The 17463-nt window shown below is 75.7% G+C and carries 17 protein-coding genes; 7 read left to right on the forward strand and 10 right to left on the reverse strand.

Annotated features, from left to right (window positions below; genetic code table 11):
• Window positions 1-118 precede the first annotated feature (118 nt).
• The 4 genes from ABZZ17_RS04505 to ABZZ17_RS04520 all read right to left on the reverse strand — a co-directional run bounded on the left by ABZZ17_RS04505 (window position 119) and on the right by ABZZ17_RS04520 (window position 4198).
• A complete protein-coding gene (locus tag ABZZ17_RS04505; RefSeq protein ID WP_356871891.1) occupies window positions 119-1480 on the reverse strand; it encodes an FAD-dependent oxidoreductase in 1362 nt (453 codons plus the stop codon).
• A gap of 174 nt (window positions 1481-1654) precedes the next feature.
• Window positions 1655-2797, reverse strand: coding sequence for a YncE family protein (locus ABZZ17_RS04510; protein WP_356871893.1), 1143 nt, complete (start codon window positions 2795-2797; stop codon window positions 1655-1657).
• The gene (locus ABZZ17_RS04515; protein WP_356871895.1) at window positions 2794-3504 is read right to left on the reverse strand and encodes an ankyrin repeat domain-containing protein; all 711 of its coding nucleotides are present in this window, start codon (window positions 3502-3504) and stop codon (window positions 2794-2796) included. Before ABZZ17_RS04515 ends, ABZZ17_RS04510 begins: the two co-directional genes overlap by 4 nt.
• Window positions 3505-3664: 160 nt before the next feature.
• Entirely contained in the window at window positions 3665-4198 is a 534-nt protein-coding gene (locus tag ABZZ17_RS04520) for a GNAT family N-acetyltransferase (protein ID WP_356871897.1), read from the reverse strand.
• A 154-nt stretch (window positions 4199-4352) separates the two neighbouring features.
• Here ABZZ17_RS04520 and ABZZ17_RS04525 point away from each other — a divergent pair, with 154 nt between their 5' ends.
• The gene (locus ABZZ17_RS04525) at window positions 4353-5651 is read left to right on the forward strand and encodes a sulfite oxidase (RefSeq protein WP_356871899.1); all 1299 of its coding nucleotides are present in this window, start codon (window positions 4353-4355) and stop codon (window positions 5649-5651) included.
• A gap of 40 nt (window positions 5652-5691) precedes the next feature.
• Here the strand turns inward: ABZZ17_RS04525 and ABZZ17_RS04530 are convergent, their stop codons facing one another.
• From ABZZ17_RS04530 to ABZZ17_RS04540, 3 genes are all read right to left on the reverse strand, one after another.
• Window positions 5692-6867, reverse strand: coding sequence for an alpha/beta hydrolase (locus tag ABZZ17_RS04530; protein WP_356871901.1), 1176 nt, complete (start codon window positions 6865-6867; stop codon window positions 5692-5694).
• A 121-nt stretch (window positions 6868-6988) separates the two neighbouring features.
• Window positions 6989-7954, reverse strand: coding sequence for a 2-oxoglutarate and iron-dependent oxygenase domain-containing protein (locus tag ABZZ17_RS04535; RefSeq protein ID WP_356871903.1), 966 nt, complete (start codon window positions 7952-7954; stop codon window positions 6989-6991).
• Window positions 7955-8067: 113 nt separating this feature from the next.
• Window positions 8068-8616, reverse strand: a complete 549-nt coding sequence (locus tag ABZZ17_RS04540) for a hypothetical protein (protein WP_356871905.1) — start codon at window positions 8614-8616, stop codon at window positions 8068-8070.
• A gap of 301 nt (window positions 8617-8917) precedes the next feature.
• Here ABZZ17_RS04540 and ABZZ17_RS04545 point away from each other — a divergent pair, with 301 nt between their 5' ends.
• Window positions 8918-9481 (forward strand): HPP family protein, encoded by a 564-nt coding sequence (locus ABZZ17_RS04545; protein WP_356871907.1) that lies wholly within the window; start codon window positions 8918-8920, stop codon window positions 9479-9481.
• Between the two features lie 95 nt (window positions 9482-9576).
• Window positions 9577-10365 (forward strand): VOC family protein, encoded by a 789-nt coding sequence (locus ABZZ17_RS04550; protein WP_356871909.1) that lies wholly within the window; start codon window positions 9577-9579, stop codon window positions 10363-10365.
• Between the two features lie 51 nt (window positions 10366-10416).
• On the opposite strand, the gene ABZZ17_RS04555 is transcribed toward ABZZ17_RS04550, so the two are convergent.
• The gene (locus tag ABZZ17_RS04555) at window positions 10417-11256 is read right to left on the reverse strand and encodes a class II glutamine amidotransferase (RefSeq protein ID WP_356871911.1); all 840 of its coding nucleotides are present in this window, start codon (window positions 11254-11256) and stop codon (window positions 10417-10419) included.
• Window positions 11257-11354: 98 nt separating this feature from the next.
• On the opposite strand from ABZZ17_RS04555, the gene ABZZ17_RS04560 reads away from it, so the two are divergent.
• Entirely contained in the window at window positions 11355-12395 is a 1041-nt protein-coding gene (locus ABZZ17_RS04560) for a PHP domain-containing protein (protein WP_356871913.1), read from the forward strand.
• A 38-nt stretch (window positions 12396-12433) separates the two neighbouring features.
• Here the strand turns inward: ABZZ17_RS04560 and ABZZ17_RS04565 are convergent, their stop codons facing one another.
• Window positions 12434-13351, reverse strand: coding sequence for a UbiA family prenyltransferase (locus tag ABZZ17_RS04565; protein ID WP_356871915.1), 918 nt, complete (start codon window positions 13349-13351; stop codon window positions 12434-12436).
• Between the two features lie 88 nt (window positions 13352-13439).
• Between ABZZ17_RS04565 and ABZZ17_RS04570 the strand changes: the two genes are divergently transcribed.
• From ABZZ17_RS04570 to ABZZ17_RS04580, 3 genes are read left to right on the forward strand one after another with little or no spacing between them, the layout of a single operon-like run.
• Window positions 13440-14501 carry a 3-oxoacyl-[acyl-carrier-protein] synthase III C-terminal domain-containing protein gene (locus ABZZ17_RS04570; protein ID WP_356871917.1) on the forward strand — a complete coding sequence of 354 codons (1062 nt, stop codon included), beginning with the start codon at window positions 13440-13442 and terminating at the stop codon, window positions 14499-14501.
• 7 nt (window positions 14502-14508) lie between these two features.
• On the forward strand, window positions 14509-15060 hold the full coding sequence (locus tag ABZZ17_RS04575; protein ID WP_356871919.1) for an isoprenylcysteine carboxyl methyltransferase family protein: 552 nt from the start codon (window positions 14509-14511) through the stop codon (window positions 15058-15060).
• On the forward strand, window positions 15057-16085 hold the full coding sequence (locus ABZZ17_RS04580) for an NAD(P)/FAD-dependent oxidoreductase (protein ID WP_356871921.1): 1029 nt from the start codon (window positions 15057-15059) through the stop codon (window positions 16083-16085). Before ABZZ17_RS04575 ends, ABZZ17_RS04580 begins: the two co-directional genes overlap by 4 nt.
• Window positions 16086-16156: 71 nt before the next feature.
• Here ABZZ17_RS04580 and ABZZ17_RS04585 read toward each other — a convergent pair whose 3' ends face one another.
• Window positions 16157-17266, reverse strand: coding sequence for a hypothetical protein (locus ABZZ17_RS04585; protein ID WP_356871923.1), 1110 nt, complete (start codon window positions 17264-17266; stop codon window positions 16157-16159).
• Window positions 17267-17463 lie beyond the last annotated feature (197 nt).

Here is a 17463-nt window from a genome sequence, read left to right on the forward strand (position 1 = left end):
CTCCACCCCAAAGCCCCACCCCCCCCCCCCGCCTCCCCCGCCCCGGCGGGGGTCCGCGGGGGCCCCCCGCCGCGGGCGCCCCCCCCCCCCCCCCCCCGGGCCCGTGGCCCCGCGGGTGTTACGCGCCGCTCGCCTTCAGCATGCCCTCGCGCTCCACGATCTTCACGCGCTCGCGGCCCTCGGCCTCGCCGAGCGCCTTCTCGGCGGCGTCCAGCTTGTACCAGCCGTCCCAGGTGGTGAAGCGGACCTGGCGCTCGGCCAGGAAGGCCTCCACCGCGGCCGGTTCGGGCGTGGACGGGGTGAGCAGCCGGCCTTCGGCGTGGTCGGCCAGCAGGTTGGCGACGGTCTCGTTGGCGTCGCCCTTGGTGTGGCCGATGAGGCCGATCGGACCGCGCCGGATCCAGCCCGTCACGTACGTCGAGGCCAGGTGCTCGCCGTTCTCGATGACACGGCCGCCCTCGTCCGGCACCGTGCCGGACTCGACGTCCCAGGGGAGCTTGGGGAGCTCGTCGGAGAGGTAGCCGACCGCGCGGTAGACGGACTGGACGTCCCACGTGGTGAACTCGCCGGTGCCCTTGACGTTGCCCGTGCCGTCGAGCTCGGTGCGCTCGGTGCGCAGGCCGACGACCTTGCCGTCCTCGCCGACTATCTCGGCGGGGGACTCGAAGAAGTGCAGGAAGAGCTTGTGCGGGCGGTCGCCGATGTCGCGGATCGCCCAGTTCTCCAGGGTCTTGGCGACCATGTCCGCCTGCTTGTTGGAGCGGCGGGTGGTGATCGAGCCCTCGTCGTAGTCGATGTCCTCGGGGTTGACGATGACCTCGATGTTGGGCGAGTGGTCGAGCTCGCGCAGCTCCATCGGGCTGAACTTCGCCTGCGCCGGGCCGCGGCGGCCGAAGACGTGGACCTCGAGCGCCTTGTTGGCCTTGAGGCCGTCGTAGACGTTGGCCGGGATCTCGGTCGGCAGCAGTTCGTCGGCCGTCTTCGCGAGGATGCGGGCCACGTCGAGGGCGACGTTGCCGACGCCGAGGACGGCGACCTTCTCGGCCTCCAGGGGCCAGGTGCGCGGGACGTCGGGGTGGCCGTCGTACCAGGAGACGAAGTCCGCGGCGCCGTAGGAGCCGTCGAGCTCGACGCCGGGGATGCTCAGGGCGCGGTCGGCGGTCGCACCGGTGGAGAAGACCACCGCGTCGTAGAACGAGTGCAGCTCGTCGAGCGAGATGTCGTTCGGGTAGTCGACGTTGCCGAAGAGGCGGACCTGGGGCTTGTCCAGCACCTGGTGCAGGGCCGTGATGATGCCCTTGATGCGGGGGTGGTCGGGTGCCACCCCGTAGCGGATGAGGCCGAAGGGCGCCGGCATCCGCTCGAAGATGTCGATGGACACGCCGGGAGCGGCAGCCGCCTCGGACTTCAGCAGCGCGTCGGCGGCGTAGATGCCGGCGGGGCCGGCACCGACGATGGCTACCCGCAGGGAGCGAGGCATGACTGGGTTCCCTTCGACCGAAAATCGGACTGATCAAGGGAAACCCTAAACTAAGGACACCCTAACCCGGCACTCACCCCCTGGTTATGACGTCATAACCCGATCTTATGGCTTACCAAAGGCTGACTTTGGGCTGACAGCGGCGGGCCGGACCGGGGTGCCCCGAGGGCCCGTTCACAGCACCGCGATGCCCAGCGGGCGGCTGCCCGCGGGGAGCCGCCGGGTCCCTCCCGTGGTCAGGTCGACGACCGTGATGCCGTTCCAGTACCCGTCCCGGGTGAAGCCGCCGGTCACGTAGGCGGTCTTCCCGTCGCGGGAGACCGCCACGTCCTCGTGGGGACCGCTCAGCGGGTGGACCCGCTCGGTCCCGTCCGGGGAGCGGACCGTGAGCGAGGGCCCCGCGCCGTCCCCGTCGACGGCCCCGGTCCCGACCACCAGGAGGCGGCCGTCCGGCGTGACCGCGGCCCCGTGCTGATGGGTGTTCGCCGTCATGGGTTCGACGGTGGTGCGCCCGGTGCGCGGATCGACGACGGCGAGCCGTTCGCCCTCGAAGGGGAGCAGCAGCATGCCGTCGGCGGGCCGGACCGCCGCGTAGTGCGGCTTCAGCCAGGAGCCGAGCCCGCCCTCGGTGCCGTACGGGGCGACCTCGATGCGGCGGGGCCGGAGCGTGTCCGCGGCGACGGCGGTGACGTCGAAGGAGTCGTGGCCGGTGACGTAGACCTCGCCGCCGTCGCGGGAGACGTCGACGTCGAAGGGACGCCGGCCGACGGGCACGGTGGCGGTGACCTCGCCGGCGGCCGTGTCGATGACCTCCAGCACGCCGTGGGCGCCGGGCACGTTCACCCCGACGTACGCGTGCGCACCGTCCGGGGAGAGCGCGATGCCCATGCCCCCGCCCCGGTACTCGCCGCCGGTGGCCGGGCCAATGGCGGTCCGGTACGGGATGAGCGCGGTCCGGGTGCGGGTGCGGGTGTCGACGACGGCGACGCCCTCGGCCGTGGCCACCCAGGCGCGGCCGTCCGCGCCGACGGCCAGGCCGTACGGGGCCCTGCCGACGGGGACGGAGGCGACCGGGCCGCGCAGCGGGTCCACGAAGGTGACGCCGCCGGCGCCGAAGTCGGCCACCAGCAGGGTGCCGGCCGGGGTCGGGGACGCCGCCGGGAGCGGGGCGGCCGGGGCGACGGCCGGGGCCGGGGCGGCGGCGTCCCGGCCGGGGTCCGCGCCGGCGCAGGCGCCGAGCAGCAGGGCCGCGGAGAGCGCGGCGAGGACCGTACGGGGGGTGCGGGGGATGCGGACCGCGCGGTCGGAGCGGTTCACCGTCCGGCTCCCGGCTCCGCGGCGGCGCCCGGCCGTAGGCCGGGGCGGGGGTCCGGCTGCGGGCCCCGCCGTGGGCCCTGTCCCGGGTCCGGCCCCGGTGCCGCGTCCGGGCGTGCCGCGGCGGCGAGCAGGCGGGCCATGCCGTCGAAGCCGAGCCGGACGGCGTGGGCGTGGGCGGTCACTCCGGCGAGGTCGGCCAGGGCCGGGTCGGCGCCCGCCGCCAGGAGCAGCCGGACGACCTCCTCGTGGCGCGGCCCGCCGTCGCCGAGGATCACCGCCTCCAGCAGCGCGGTCCAGCCGAGCCGGTTGACGTGGTCCACGTCCACGGCGGTCTCCTCCAGCACGGCGCGTACGTAGCCGGTGTGGCCGCGCTCGGCGGCCGGGATGAGGGAGATCCCGCCGAACCGGTTCAGCTGCTTCAGGTCCGGGCCTGCGGTCAGCAGCAGCCGCATCATCCGCACGCTGCCGGTGACTCCGGTGACCAGCCAGGGGCTGTCCGCGCGGGCATCGGCGGCGTCCGGGTCGGCCCCGGCCGCGAGGAGGACCCGGGCCGCTTCGAGGTGGTCGCCGAGCACGGCGAGGAGGAGCGCGGTGCGCAGCTGGTCGTCCCGCGCGTCCACGGCGGCTCCGGCGGCGAGCGCGGCGCTCACCGCGGCCCCGTCGCCGCGGGCGGCGGCGTCCAGCAGCGGTCGGTCGTGCGGGTTCATGGTGTACCTCCGGGTCCGGGGCGGGAGGTGCCGGTGCCCGCTCCCCGGTTCCATGCTGGTCCCGCTCCCCCGGTCCGGCGGTCGGCCCTGTGGAGGGGGCCTCCCAGCGCTCCGGTGGACCTCCGGGTCATCCGATCGGACGATGCGCCGCGGCTGCCGGTCAGGCCTCGTACTCGGTGAGGTCGATGCTGTGGAGGGTGAAGAGGTGTCCGGACTCGCGATCGCTGAGGTTGCCGTCCGATTCCATGCCGAGCTTGCGGATCACGTTCTCCGAGTCCTCGTTGCCCGCGCGGTTGACGCAGATCACCCGGTCGAGGCCGCGGTCCTGGAGGGCGAACTCCAGGGTGGCCTGGGCCGCTTCGGAGGCGTAGCCCTGGCCCCAGTAGGACCGTCCGAGCCGCCAGGTGATCTCCACGGCCGGCATCACCTGGGGCAGATGCTCGGGGACGCTCAGGCCGACGGCTCCGATCAGTTCGCCGGAGGCGAGCAGTTCGACGGCGAAGAGGCCGAAGCCCTCCTCGTCCCACTCGTCTTCCCAGCGCTCGATGGCGTCGGCGGTCTGCTCCAGGTCGAGGGTGGAGCCGTCGCCGATCCAGCGCATCACCTCCGGGTCGGCGTGGATCTCCGAAAGGGGGACGAGGTCGTCGTCGCTCCAGCGGCGGAGGACGAGGCGGGGGGTGCGGATCTCGGTCATGCCCCACATCCTGCCGAACGCGGCCGACCAGCGGTAATCGGGTCCTTCGTTGCCGCCGTATTGCGGGTTCGTGGCCATTTCGGGGCGCCCCTCCCGGGGGCCGGTGCGGGGCCCTACGGTGCGTCGGAACCCGTCGTGAAGGAGTGTCCCGCCCATGTCCCTCGACCTCTCGGACGAGAGCCGGTACGACCGTGCGCGCCTGCGGCAGTGGGCGCGCGGACGCGCCCGTTCCGCCGGCGTGGACCGCCGTCACCTGCTGAAGCTGTTCGCCGCAGGGGCGGCCGCGGCGGGGCCGCTCGGCCTCGGGGCCGGAGCGGGAACGGCCGGGGCGGCCGAGGCCGCCGGGACCGCGGCGCCCGCCGCCGCGCCGGCGGCGCCGGGCATCGTCAAGCCGCTGCCGCCCGAGCTGTTCACCGTGCGGGGCACCAACGCGGAGACGAACTTCGCGGCCCTGCGCGGCACCGGGCCGCTGACCCCGCTCGACCGGTTCTTCGTCCGCAACCACACCTCGACCCCGCGCCTGGAGGCCCGGGACTGGACGCTGCGGGTGTGGGGCGACGGCCTGCGGGGCGGGCCGGCGGAGTTCTCGTACGAGCGGCTGCGCGCGCTCCCGGCGGTCGAGCGGACCCTGTTCATCGAGTGCGCGGGCAACGGCCGCAGCTTCTACACCAGCCAGCAGGGCCAGCAGGTCAGCGGCACCGCGTGGACGCTGGGCGCGATCGGTGTCGCGCACTGGCGGGGCGCCCGGCTCTCGGACGTCCTGCGGCGGGCCGGGATCCGCCGGGACGCGGTCGACGTGCTGCCGCGCGGGCTGGACGACGAGGTGGTGACGAACGGGGTGAACCTGGGGCGGGTACGGCGCCCGCTGCCCGTCTCCAAGGCGCTGGACGACGTCATCCTGGCGTACGAGATGAACGGGCGGCCCCTGCCGCCGGACCACGGGGCCCCGGTGCGGGTGGTGGTGCCGGACTGGATCGGCATCTCCTCGATCAAGTGGGTGGGGGACGTAGAGGTCAGCGCCACCCCGCTCTACACCCCGTGGAACACCGACCTCTACCGGCTGTTCGGGCCCGGACAGCCGCCGCAGGGCAGTGCGCCGCTGACGCGGCAGACCCTGAAGAGCGCCTTCGAGCTGGAGCTGGGCGCGACGGTCCCGGTGCACCGTACCCGGCTGCTGACCGGGCGTTCCTGGTCGGGCGCCGCTCCCGTGCACCGGGTGGAGGTGAGCACGGACGGCGGCGCCCGCTGGCAGCGGGCCCGGCTGCACGACACCCCGCGCCGGGGCGGCTGGGTGCGCTGGTCGGTGCCGTGGACCCCGCGCGCGGCGGGGCCGACGGCCCTGCTGGCGCGGGCCACGGACGCCACGGGCCGTACGCAGCCCGCGACGGCCGCCCACAACACGCAGGGCTACCTGTTCGACGCGGTGGTGCGCCACCCCGTGACGGTCGTCTGACCGGGCCCACCGGGCCGCCGGGGCCGTGGGCCGCCCCCGGTCAGGGCCGGTGGAAGAGGACCTCGGGGGCGTCGGCGGACGGGCCGTCCAGGACGGGCTGGGGCCTGCCCTTCAGGTGCTGGTCGAAGAAGGCGCCGACGTAGCGCCGGGTGAGTTCGAGGGACCGGGCTCCGCCCAGCGGGGTCTCGGCGTCGGGTATGCCCAGCTGGTCGCCGATGAGCGGGAAGTCGGTGAAGGTGAAGTGGCCCGAGCCGGTGAAGGTGATCCAGCGCTTCCAGCCGTCGAGCAGGGGCCAGTCCCGGTCCCAGCTCTGCTGCCCGCCGGGCCCGTTCCCCTCCGCGCCGAGCAGCATGAAGGGGCGGCCGCCGAGCCCGCCCGCCGGGACGGGCGTCGCCAGGGTGCCGTCCATGTCGACGCCGGCGCGGACGCGGCCGTCGGCGGCCATGGCCGCGGCGGCGGAGGCGCCGCCTATGGAGTGGCCGGCCATGGCGATGCGGCGGGGGTCGATCAGGCCGGCGCGGATCCAGGCCGGGTCGCGTCCGGTGAGGCGGTCCAGCAGGAAGGACACGTCCTGGGCGCGGCCGTCGCTGACCGCCCGGTAGCCGCGGTCGCCACCGGCCTTCTCGCAGGCGAGGCACTCCAGTACGCGGCCTCCGGGGAAGGCCGTGCCCGAGGTCTCGTAGGCGTGGTCCACGGCGGCGACGACGTAGCCGCGCGAGGCCAGGTCCTCGGCGAGGGAGGTGAGGGTGGCGCGGGGGACGGTGAATCCGGGCGACAGCACGATCAGCGGGTACCGTCCGGCGACGGGCCGGGCCCCCGACCGGGCGTGTGCCTGCGTGCCCGCCAGGGTCCGGGCGGGGACGGCCTGTTCCAGCCCCCGGTCGGCGAGGAGCAGCCGGGCCTCTTCCTCGGTGAGGTAGCGGACCGGTCCGCCGGTGCCGCGCTGGGCCGGGTAGCGCATCGTCACCATCAGCTCGCGCGGCCCGGATCCCGACCAGTGGTCGGTGCGGGACCGGTCGACGAGGTGGAGGGTGTCCTGGCCGACGGCGAACCTGCCGGTGGGGCGCGGGAGTTCGGGAACGGTGCGGGCACTCGGCGCGGCGGGCGCGCCGGCCGCGGGCGGCGCGGCGGCGACCGCGGCGCCGGCGGCCGCCAGCGGGAGCGGGAGCAGGAGGGCGAGGACGGTCAAGGATGCGGCTGCGCGGCGTCGTGTCATGCGGACGAACCTAGGCGCGGGTCCGTGACCCGGTCGTCAGCTCTCCGGAGGACCGGGGACTCACCTCAAGTCGTAGGCCGTGCAGGGGAGATCATCCCTGCTGGGGACAACTGACCCTGATTCAGGGGACGGTGATCGCGTCGAGTTTCGCCCGCAGGTACACGTGCGAGTCGACCGGTTCGTGCCGCACCCGTCCGAGCGGGGCGGGCAGGGACTCGACGCGGGTGTGGGCGTCGCACTCGTAGAAGTAGACGAGCGAGACCAGTTCCTCGGCCGGGGCGTCGGCGGGCGGTGGCAGGACCCGGTGGCGGCCCGCGCGCCAGCGGTCCCCGGTCCAGCGGGCCAGCAGGTCGCCGATGTTGACGGTCAGGGCCGCCGGGTCGTAGGGCGCGTCCTGCCAGCCGCCGGAGTCCGTGTGGATCTGCAGTCCGCCCGCGCCGGGCTCGCGGTCGAGGACCGTGACCGTCCCGAAGTCGGTGTGCGCGCCGATGCGGAACTGGCCGGGCAGGGGTGGCCCGACGGTCTGCGTTCCCGGGTACCAGTTGAGGTTGAACCCCCAGGTGGGGTGGCCGGTGTGCCGGGTGAAGTGGTCCTCGGGCAGGGTCAGGGCCACGGCCAGGAGTTCCAGGAGCTCGTCGCAGAGGGCCCGCATCCGGGCGAGGTAGCGTTCCGCCAGCGGGCCGAGCCGCGGTGTCTGCGCGGGCCAGACGTTCGGCCGGAACCACTCGGCGTCCACCGAGGCGATCCCCGTCGGGTCCTGCGCCGCGCACGACCAGGATTCCTTCAGGTCGGGCGGGGACGCCGTGCCCTCCGCGTAGCTGTTGGCCTCCGCCCCGGGCCCGAGCCAGCCGCGCCCGCCGACGCTGACGGCGTACGGACGCTTCGCCTCGGCCGGCAGCCGGAAGAAGGCGCGGGCCGCCTCCCTGATCCGGGCGGGCAGCTCCGGGTCCACGCCGTGGCCGGTGACCAGCAGGAACCCGGCCTCCTGGAGGGCCTCGTCGACGCGGGCGGCGATGCGGGAACGCGCGGCGGCGTCGCCCTCCCGCCACAGTCCGAGATCGATCACGGGAACGGGTGAACCGGTCATGCGGGACCTGCCTTCCGGACGGTGGACGGGCATCCGGAGAAAGCGTAGGGGCTGTCGTGCCGATCGGGCCGGGACACGTCGCCGCCGCGAGGAGGGCGCCGTCGGCGTGCGGGTCAGTCCGGGAGTTCCGCGCCGCAGCGGGAGCAGTAGCGGGCGTCGGACTCGGTGGCGAGGCGTCCGCAGCCGGCGCAGACCCGGTGCAGCAGGCAGGCCGTCTCCCCGCCCTCCTCGGCGGGAGCGGGGGCGGGAGGGGCGGCGGGGAGGTCGGCGGGGAGGTCCGCGGGCCGCGCACCGGTCGCGGTGGCGATGCCGAGTCCGGGGCGCCGGGCGTGGACGGTCAGGTACGTGAGGCCGGCCGGTCCGGCGGTGAGCGAGCGCCGGGAGTTCCGCGCCAGCCAGACCACCGAGTGGGTCCGCAGCGCGACCGGGCCGTCCTCGGTGTCGATCCGCCCGCCGCCCCAGACGACGACGAGCAGCACGTCGACGGTCGGCTCGGCGTGTTCCCCGATGACCGTGCCGGGCCGCAGGCGGATGAGGTTCGAGTCCAGACCGCGGCCGGCCTCGGTCAGCCGCCACACCGCACCGGTCGCGTCGGCCGGGGCATCGGCGATCACCGCGTCGAGGTCCGTGAGGACCCCGGCGGGGTGGGGGTGCGTCATCATGCTGGTCCTTCCCTGCCTGCTGAGCGTGCCTTCGCAGTCATACACGATCACGGCCGGCCCGTCGGGCCCGATCAGGGCATTGTTCCCCCACGGTCTCACCCCCACCACGGGGTTCGTACGCGTGCCCGATAAAGTCGCCTTCGGATCGCATCGGCCGGACATGGCACGGATCGCGAAGCCGGCGGGCGGTGGACCACCGCGGCCGGCCCGCCCACCACCCTGCCCTGCCCTGCCTGCCTGCCTGCCTGCCTGCCTGCCCCGCGCGGTCCGCCCGCCACCCGCATCGGAAACCTGCTCCCGCATGAACACCAGCACCACCACCGGTCCCCCGCATCCGCGTCCCGTCGAAGCCGTCCCCCTGTCCCCGCGCGCCCGGCTGTTGAGGGCCAAGGCCCCCGCCCGGCCCACCGCGGCCGCCGCCCTGCACAGCGTCAGCGCGGCGACGACCGTGCTCCTGGCCCTCGTCGGCATCGGAGCCGTGATCCACGAGCCGGTCCTCATACCCCCGCTGGCCGCCAGCGCGGCCCTGGTGCACAGCGCCCCCACCCTGCCGCTGGCCCAGCCGCGCGGAGTCGTCATCGGCCACATGCTGGGCGCGGCCGTCGGGTACGCGGCCCTCGCCGCGGCGGGCAGCAGCGCCTGGACGGCGGCCGTGGCGGCCGGAGTGACCCTGGCCCTGCTCACGGTCGCCCGCACCCCGCACTCTCCGGCCGTCGCCACCGCCGTCGTGACCGTCCTCCAGACCCCGGCTCCCGCCCGCTTCGTCCCCCTCCTCTTCGGCTCGGCCGTGCTCCTCGTCCTCACCGGGTACGCGGGCTCCCGCATCCGCCGCGACGCTCCCGTGTACCCGGCCTACTGGTGGTGACCTGCGGGCGCGCCTACGCGCCGCCGGGGGACCCCGGGCGCTACTCCTAGTGCGGGCGGCGTGGTGGCTGCGGTGGCGGACGAGAGGCGGCACGTATGACGGAGATGACGGCCAAGGACGTGTTCGGGGCGCCGTGCTGGGTGAGCCTGATGGCCCGTGACATGGCCGCCGCCCAGCGTTTCTACGGGGCGGTGGTGGGCTGGCGGTTCCGCCCGGCCCCCCTCGGCGACGCCTTCTCGGTGGCCGTGCTGGGCGGCGCGCCCGTGGCCGGCATCGGGGCCCTGGCCTCCGACCTGGGCATGGCCGTGGCCTGGACCCCGTACTTCGCCGTCGACGACGTGGACGTGGCGGCGAGCCGGATCCGCGAACGCAGCGGGACCGTGGCGGTCGGCCCGGTCTCCTTCCCCTCGGGCGGCCGCGCGGCCCTCGTCGCCGACCTGGAGGGCGCGGTCTTCGGGATCTGGGGCGGCCCCGTCTCCTCCCGCTGGCGCGTGGGCCTGGGCCCGGCGCCGGCCTGGCTGGAACTGCGTACCCGCAACGCCTTCGACGCGGCGCTCTTCTACGGAGAGGTGCTGGAGTGGGCCAGCGGACGGCCCGGGGCCTGCGAGGTGTCGTACGAGCAGGACCAGGTGGTGCTGCGGCAGGGCGGCGAGCCGGTGGCCCGGCTGAACAGCGGGCCGGTCGAGGCGGCCGCGTACACCCCGCACACCCGGCCCCGCTGGCACGTGCACTTCCGCGTCCCGCGGCTGGAACCGGCCGTCGAGGCCGCGGTCGAACTGGGCGGGCGCACCGTCTCGGAGACCACCTCGGACGGCACCGACCGCTCCGTCACCGTCCGCGACCCGGACGGGGCGCTGTTCACGCTCACCACCGCCCTCGCGTGACGGCGCCGGCAGCAGCGCGGGCGGGGCACGTCCCGGTCAGGGCAGTTCCGGTCAGGGCAGTTCCGGGAGGAAGGGCAGGTACTCCTGGTCCGGATCGGACGGGATGACGACGTAACTGGCCTCGGGAAGCTCGTTCCACACGCCCGGCAGGTCCCCGAGCGGCTCCGACACCACCAGCCGGGAGGCGTCGGAGACCTCCCGCAGGAAGTCGATCTCCGGGTGGAGCTGCCGTACGGTCTCGGCCCGGCTGCTGTAGAACAGCGAACGGGACCTGCCCTCGCTGGAGTAGCGGAACGCCCACACGCGCTCGCCGTCGCTGACCGCGACCGTCATCTGGAGCGGATCGGGGACGCCGTGTTCCTTCCCGAGCCGCTCCACGAGGCCCGCCATGCGGGCCACCGCGCCCGGGACGTCCTGGTCGAGGCCGAAGGTGACCGCGAGGTAGAACATCACCTCCGAGTCCGTCGACCCCTCGATGGACGGGAACAGCGCCGGGTCGACGGCCATGCACAGGTCGCGCTGGAGGCGCTGGAAGTCGGTGATCGCCCCGTTGTGCATCCACAGCCAGCGTCCGTGCCGGAAGGGGTGGCAGTTGGTCTGCTGGATCGCCGACCCGGTGGAGGCGCGGACGTGCGCGAAGAACAGCGACGAACGGACGTGCGCGGACAGTTCCTGGAGGTTGCGGTTGTTCCAGGCCGGTCCGATGTCACGGAAGACCGCCGGCGTGCCGTCGCCGTCCTGGCTGTACCAGCCGATGCCGAAGCCGTCCCCGTTGGTGGACTCCACCCCCATGCGGGCGTGCAGGCTCTGGTTGATGAGCGAGTGCTCGGGGCGGTAGAGCACGGCGTCGAGCAGCATGGGCGAGCCGGAGTAGGCAAGCCAGCGGCACATGGGCATCATCCCTTTCACAGCCAGTACCGAGCCTAACGCGGCAGCGGTCGCCGGGCCTCGGCGGCATTGCGACACTGGGCGCGGGAGGAGGTACGCGCATGGACCCGGTGGCCGCGCTGGACCGGATCGCCTTCCTGCTGGAGCGGGCGCAGGCACCCACGTACCGGGTGCGGGCCTTCCGTACGGCGGCGGCCGCGCTCACGCGGATGGGAGAGCGGGAGGTCTCCGAGCGGGCGGCGGCCGGCACGCTGGAGGCCGTCAAGGGCATCGGTCCCAAGACGGCCCAGGTGGTCCGGGAGGCGCTCGGTGGTGGGGTTCCCCAGTACCTCGGCACCCTGGAGGACGAGGCCGCGGCCCTCCCCGAGGGTCCCCCTCCCTCCCCCGCCGCGGCGGCGCTGCGCGCGGCCCTGCGCGGGGACTGCCATCTGCACTCGGACTGGTCGGACGGCGGCAGCCCTATCGACGCCATGGGGCGGGCCGCCGCGGAACTGGGCCACGCCTGGGCGGTGCTCACCGACCATTCGCCGCGGCTGACGGTCGCCCGGGGGCTCTCCCCGGAGCGGCTGCGCGAACAGCTGCTGGTGGTGGCGGAGCTGAACGCGGCGTGGGCGCCGTTCCGCCTGCTCACCGGCATCGAGTGCGACATCCTGGCGGACGGTTCGCTGGACCAGGAGCCGGAGCTGCTGGAGCGGCTCGACCTCGTCGTCGGGTCGGTCCACTCGAAGCTGCGGATGGAGTCGCCCGCCATGACGCGGCGGCTCCTCACGGCGGTCCGCAACCCGCTGATGGACGTGCTCGGGCACTGCACGGGACGGCTGGTGACCGGCCGGACGCGGCCGGAGTCGCAGTTCGACGCGGAGGCGGTCTTCGCGGCGTGCGCGGAGTCCGGGACCGCCGTGGAGATCAACAGCCGTCCCGAGCGGCTCGACCCGCCCCGGCGGCTGCTGAAGCTGGCCGTGGCGGCCGGCACCTTCTTCGCGATCGACACCGACGCGCACGCCCCGGGGCAGCTGGACTGGCAGGTACTGGGCTGCGCGCGGGCCGTGGAGTGCGGGGTGCCCACCGGCCGCGTGATCAACACCTGGGAAGCGGAGGACCTGCTCACGTGGACCCGCACCCGGCGCCCGCCCGCGCCGTAGGCCGTCTCTTCCGGATCGTGCCGGCGACCGCCGCGGGTTCATCGCGTACCGGCGCCGTGCAGCAGGAGCAGCAGGACGTCGGCGCCCGCGACCGCCATCGTGCCCAGGAAGGGGATCCCGCCGCGCGCCCGGCCCGTCGCGAGCAGCAGCGCGGCGGTCAGTACCAGCAGCCCCCAGCCGTACGGGGTGACCCGTCCGGGCGGCCCGGCCACGAGGCACACCGTCGAGGCGGCCACCAGCAGCCCGGCCAGCGCGGCCGACCACCGGGCGCCGAGCCGCTGCGGCAGCCCGCGGACGCCCGTGGCGAGGTCGTCGGCGATGTCGGGCAGCACGTTGGCGAAGTGCGCCCCGGCGCCCAGCAGCGCCGCCGCGCAGGTCAGCCACGGTGGAGGCCAGGGCGCGCCGGGCAGGCCGAGCGTCACGAAGGCGGGGAGCAGGCCGAAGGCGAGGGCGTACGGGACCCAGGACGCGGCCGTGCCCTTGAGGCGCAGGTTGTACGCCCAGGCGGCCGCCACGCCGAGCAGGTGCACGGCTCCCGCCAGGGCTCCGCAGGCGACCGACAGCACGACGCACACGAGTAGCGCGCCGAGCGCGGCAGCGGTCACGGTGTCGGGCCGTACGGCGCCCGTGACCAGCGGTTTGTCCCGGCGGCCGGTGGCGAGGTCACGCCGCAGGTCGGCCCGGTCGTTGCACCAGCCCACCGAGAGCTGCCCCGCGGCCACCGCCGCGGCGGTGAGGGCGGAGCCCGCGGCCCCGCGCCCGGAGGCCACCGCCAGCGCCGCCGAGAACACCGTCACGGCGGCGGCCGGCACCGGATGGCAGGCCCGCAGCAGGCCGCCCGCCACGGCGCCCGCTCCCGCGGGCCGCCCGGCGGCGGACCCCTCCCGGGCGGGAGGGTCCGGGGCGGCGGGCCGCGGGGCCGGGCGGGTGCGGTCGGGGCGGGCTCGGGCGGGCACCGTTCCACGCTACGCCGTGGGGGCACGCCGGGCCCGCACACCCCGCGTCATTCGTGATGCGGCGTCAGTTGTTCCCTATGTTGGGCCAATGACACGTGTCCTGGCAGTGAGCAGCGTGTTCCCGCCCCACCTCTACCGGCAGTCCCAGATCACGGAGGCGCTCGTCCGCTTCCTCCCGCAGGGCTCGGACGCCGGACTGCTGCGCCGGGTCCACGCGTCGGTGCGGGTCGGCTCCCGCCATCTCGCGCTCCCGCTGGAACGCTACGGTCCGGACCTTTCCTTCGGGGAGACCAACGCCCTCTTCCTGCGCACCGCCCTGGACCTCGGCGCCCTGGCCGTCGCCCGCGTCCTCGCCCGGAGCACGCTCCACGGCGGGGACGTGGACCTGGTCATGTCGACCACCGTGACGGGACTCGCGACCCCCTCCCTGGAGGCCCGTCTCGCCGCCCGCGCCGGGCTGCGGCCGGACGTACGGCGGGTGCCGCTCTTCGGCCTCGGCTGCGCGGCGGGCGCCGCCGGGCTGGGACGGCTGCACGACCACCTGACCGGCCACCCCGGCGACACCGCCCTGCTGCTGTCGACGGAGCTGTGCTCGCTCACCCTCCAGCCCACCGACACCTCGATGGCGAACCTGGTCGCCGGCGGGCTCTTCGGGGACGGCGCGGGGGCCCTCGTCGCGGTGGGCCGCGGCCACCCCCTGTACGAGAGCGGGCCCGGGCCCACGGTCGTCGCCTCCCGCAGCCGCCTCTACCCCGGCACCGAGCACCTGCTCGGCTGGGACATCGGCGACTGGGGCTTCCGCATGGTGCTGGGCCGCGAACTCCCCGAGCTGGTGCGGCTGCACGTGGCGGAGGAGATCGAGTCCTTCCTCGCCGCCCACGACCTCAAGGCCGCGGACGTCGACGCCTGGATCTGCCACCCGGGCGGCCCGAAGATCCTCGACGTCCTGAGCGGGGCCCTCGGACTGCCGGAGCGCGCCTTCGCGGCGAGCCGCCGGTCCCTGGCGGCCGTCGGCAACCTCTCCTCCGCGTCCGTGCTGCACATCCTCGGCGACGTCCAGGCCGCCGGGCCGCCCGCTCCCGGATCCGTCGGCCTGATGCTGGCCTTCGGGCCGGGCTTCGCCTCCGAACTCGTCCTGCTCCGCTGGTGAGGTCCTGATGCCGACTGCGTACACCGCCTATCTGATCCTGCTCGCGCTCGTCGCCGCCGAGCGGCTCGCCGAGCTCGTCACCGCCCGCCGCAACGCCACATGGAGCCGGGAGCGCGGCGGCCGGGAGTACGGGCGCGGCCACTACCCGGCCATGGTGGCCCTGCACACGGCCCTGCTGGTGGGCTGCGCGGTGGAGCCGTGGGCGGCGCACCGGCCGTTCCTCCCCGCCCTGGGCTGGACGGCGCTGGCCGTGGTCCTGGCCGCGCAGGGGCTGCGCTGGTGGTGCGTCACCACGCTCGGACCGCGCTGGAACACCCGGGTGATCGTGGTGCCGGAGCTGCCGCTGGTGGCCTCGGGGCCGTACCGGCTCCTGCGCCACCCCAACTACGTGGCGGTGGTCGTGGAGGGGCTCGCGCTGCCGCTGGTGCACTCGGCGTGGCTGACGGCGGCCGGGTTCACCGCCGCCAACGCCCTGCTGCTGCGGGTGCGGATCCGCTGCGAGGACACGGCGCTGTCGGATGCCGGCCGGGCCGCGCGGCTCGTGGGCGCCGCCCGGTGATCGACCTGCTCGTCGCGGGCGGCGGCCCCGCCGGACTGGCGACCGCGATCCACGGGGCGTTGGCCGGGCTGGAGGCCGTGGTCGTCGAGCCGCGTCCCACCCCCGTCGACAAGGCCTGCGGGGAGGGGCTGATGCCCGGCGCCGTACGCCGCTTCGAGGAACTGGGCGTGGCGGTGGGCGGGCGGCCGTTCCACGGGATCGGCTACGTCGACGCCGTGACGGGGCTGCGGGCGCAGGGGCTGTTCCGCTCCGGCCCCGGGCGCGGCACCCGGCGTACCGAGCTCCAGGAAGCCCTGGCCGCGCGGGCCGCGGCGCTCGGCGTCCGGACCGTGGCGGGGCGCGTCGGGGAGGTCCGCCAGGACGGCGGCTCGGTGCGCGCGGCCGGGCTCACGGCCCGCTACCTCGTGGCCGCCGACGGGCTCCACTCCCCGGTACGCCGGGCGCTGGACCTGGGCGTGCCGGCCGCACCGGGCCGGCCCGTGCGCTACGGGCTGCGCCGGCACTACGCCGTGCCGCCGTGGAGCGACCTGGTCGAGGTGTACTGGTCGCAGGGGTCGGAGGCCTACGTGACCCCGCTCGGGCCCGACCGGATCGGCGTGGCGGTGCTGACCTCGGAGCAGGGCCCGTACGACGTCCAGCTGGCCCGCTTCCCGCAGCTGGCCGGCCGGCTGCCGGCCGGGCCCACCGGTCCGGTGCGCGGGGCGGGTCCGCTGCGCCAGGCGGCCCGGACGCGGGTGGCGGGGCGGGTCCTGCTCGTGGGGGACGCCGCCGGGTACGTCGACGCGCTGACCGGTGAGGGGCTCACGCTGGCGGTGGCGGCGGCGCGGGAGCTCGTGCGGTGCGTGTGCGCGGGCCGGCCGCAGGAGTACGAACGGGCCTGGCGGCGGCTGTCGTTCGGCTACCGCACCCTCACCGGGTCACTGCTGTGGGCCCGGCGCCGGGCGCCGCTGGCGGGCCGGATCGTCCCCGCGGCGGCCCGTCTGCCGCGGGTGTTCACGGGGGCGGTGAACCTGCTCGCGCAGTGAGCCGGTGCCCCGGAACGGGCAGGGCCCCGGCCGCGTGCGCACGCGGCCGGGGCCCTGCCGTCGGTGTCCGGTCAGGCACCGCCGCCGGCGCGGGTGCGGTCCGGCGGGTACTTCAGGGCGACCCCGGCGAGAAGCGCCGCGGCTCCGGCGCACAGGACCGTCGCGATCCCGGCCCATGCGTGCGGACCGCCGAGCGCGCCGTCCAGGGGGTCGTAGAAGACGACGCCCCCGACCACGTGCAGCGCGACCACGGCGAGCGCGGTCACCGCCGCGGCCCGCCACACCAGGGCGGTGTCCCGCACCGCCAGCAGGGCGCCGAGGCCCAGGCAGAGCAGGGCGACCGCGAGGGCCGGCAGGTCGCCGGGCCCCGGTGCGGGGCGCAGCGCCAGGTCGCCCGGGAGGTGCACCACCCCGCAGAGCAGCAGTACGGCGGCGGTCGGCCAGCGCAGCAGGTGGCGCAGCGGCCCCTGGGGCCGGGCCGGGTTCCGGGCCGGTGCCGGGCGCGGGGCCCCGCGGCCCGGGTCGCGTTCCCTCTTCACCGGGTCCCCCCATGCCCGCTCCGCCGCGGGGGCGGGCGGCGGTGGGGCCGGTGCCTGCGCGCGGTCCGTCCGGGGGGTCCCGTCGGGTCCGAGGATGCTCACGAGCAGGGCCACGTCCTCGATGGACCGGCCGACGGCCGCCGCACGCAGCGTGACGTCGGCCTCGCCCTCCTCGTGGGGGTGCTCGCCGAGCAGGGCGACCATGTGCCGGACCTCGTGGACGGGGCGGGACACGGCGGCCGCGCGGAGCGCCTCGTGTCCGCGGTCGGGGAGCTGGCCGGTCTGCTTGAGGAGGCTCACCAGCGCGGTGACCTCTTCGACGGGGCGGCAGGTGGCCGCCGTCTCCAGCAGGGTGCGTATGGGCTCGGAGTGGGGATCCTGGGCCGGGGCCTCGGGACCACCGCCCGGTGCGGGCTGGGCCGTCGGGACGGCCGTGGCGGTCGCCCCGGCCTCCGGCGTCGGCGTGACCTGGACGGCAGGGGCGGCCGGGGGGACGGGGTCGGTCGGCGCGGCCGGGGTGACCGGCGGGGCGGGGGCGGCCGGGGCGGCCGCGATGGGGGGTCCGGTGGTCGGGTCCGGGGTGGGGGGAGGCCCGTCGCGGTCGTCGTGAGCCGTGGTCGCGAGGGTGCTGGGGTCATTCATGGAAAGCTCCGTTCGCCGACACGCGGGTCTACACATCGCGCGCCGGTCATCGTGCGTCATGGGAATCGCACGCTTTGTTACATTCAGCCGGACGTCCCCGCACTGCGCCATTCGGGGCGGGCAAACGGGGGGCCCGCCGGGGCCGGGCCGGACACGCCGCCCGTGACGCGGGCCCGGGGGCGGCGGCCGCGCCACAG

Origin of the sequence: Streptomyces sp. NPDC006512 (assembly GCF_040611935.1) — a bacterium.
Classification (GTDB): Bacteria; Actinomycetota; Actinomycetes; order Streptomycetales; family Streptomycetaceae; genus Streptomyces.

Bases quoted from the DNA above. Each gene is read 5' to 3' on its own strand.
- ABZZ17_RS04505 (WP_356871891.1), bottom strand. From the start codon at position 1,480: ATGCCTCGCTCCCTGCGGGTAGCCATCGTCGGTGCCGGCCCCGCCGGC.
- ABZZ17_RS04515 (WP_356871895.1), bottom strand. From the start codon at position 3,504: ATGAACCCGCACGACCGACCGCTGCTGGACGCCGCCGCCCGCGGCGAC.
- ABZZ17_RS04520 (WP_356871897.1), bottom strand. From the start codon at position 4,198: ATGACCGAGATCCGCACCCCCCGCCTCGTCCTCCGCCGCTGGAGCGAC.
- ABZZ17_RS04525 (WP_356871899.1), top strand. From the start codon at position 4,353: ATGTCCCTCGACCTCTCGGACGAGAGCCGGTACGACCGTGCGCGCCTG.
- ABZZ17_RS04530 (WP_356871901.1), bottom strand. From the start codon at position 6,867: ATGACACGACGCCGCGCAGCCGCATCCTTGACCGTCCTCGCCCTCCTG.
- ABZZ17_RS04535 (WP_356871903.1), bottom strand. From the start codon at position 7,954: ATGACCGGTTCACCCGTTCCCGTGATCGATCTCGGACTGTGGCGGGAG.
- ABZZ17_RS04540 (WP_356871905.1), bottom strand. From the start codon at position 8,616: ATGATGACGCACCCCCACCCCGCCGGGGTCCTCACGGACCTCGACGCG.
- ABZZ17_RS04545 (WP_356871907.1), top strand. From the start codon at position 8,918: ATGAACACCAGCACCACCACCGGTCCCCCGCATCCGCGTCCCGTCGAA.
- ABZZ17_RS04550 (WP_356871909.1), top strand. From the start codon at position 9,577: ATGACGGAGATGACGGCCAAGGACGTGTTCGGGGCGCCGTGCTGGGTG.
- ABZZ17_RS04555 (WP_356871911.1), bottom strand. From the start codon at position 11,256: ATGTGCCGCTGGCTTGCCTACTCCGGCTCGCCCATGCTGCTCGACGCC.
- ABZZ17_RS04560 (WP_356871913.1), top strand. From the start codon at position 11,355: ATGGACCCGGTGGCCGCGCTGGACCGGATCGCCTTCCTGCTGGAGCGG.
- ABZZ17_RS04570 (WP_356871917.1), top strand. From the start codon at position 13,440: ATGACACGTGTCCTGGCAGTGAGCAGCGTGTTCCCGCCCCACCTCTAC.
- ABZZ17_RS04575 (WP_356871919.1), top strand. From the start codon at position 14,509: ATGCCGACTGCGTACACCGCCTATCTGATCCTGCTCGCGCTCGTCGCC.
- ABZZ17_RS04585 (WP_356871923.1), bottom strand. From the start codon at position 17,266: ATGAATGACCCCAGCACCCTCGCGACCACGGCTCACGACGACCGCGAC.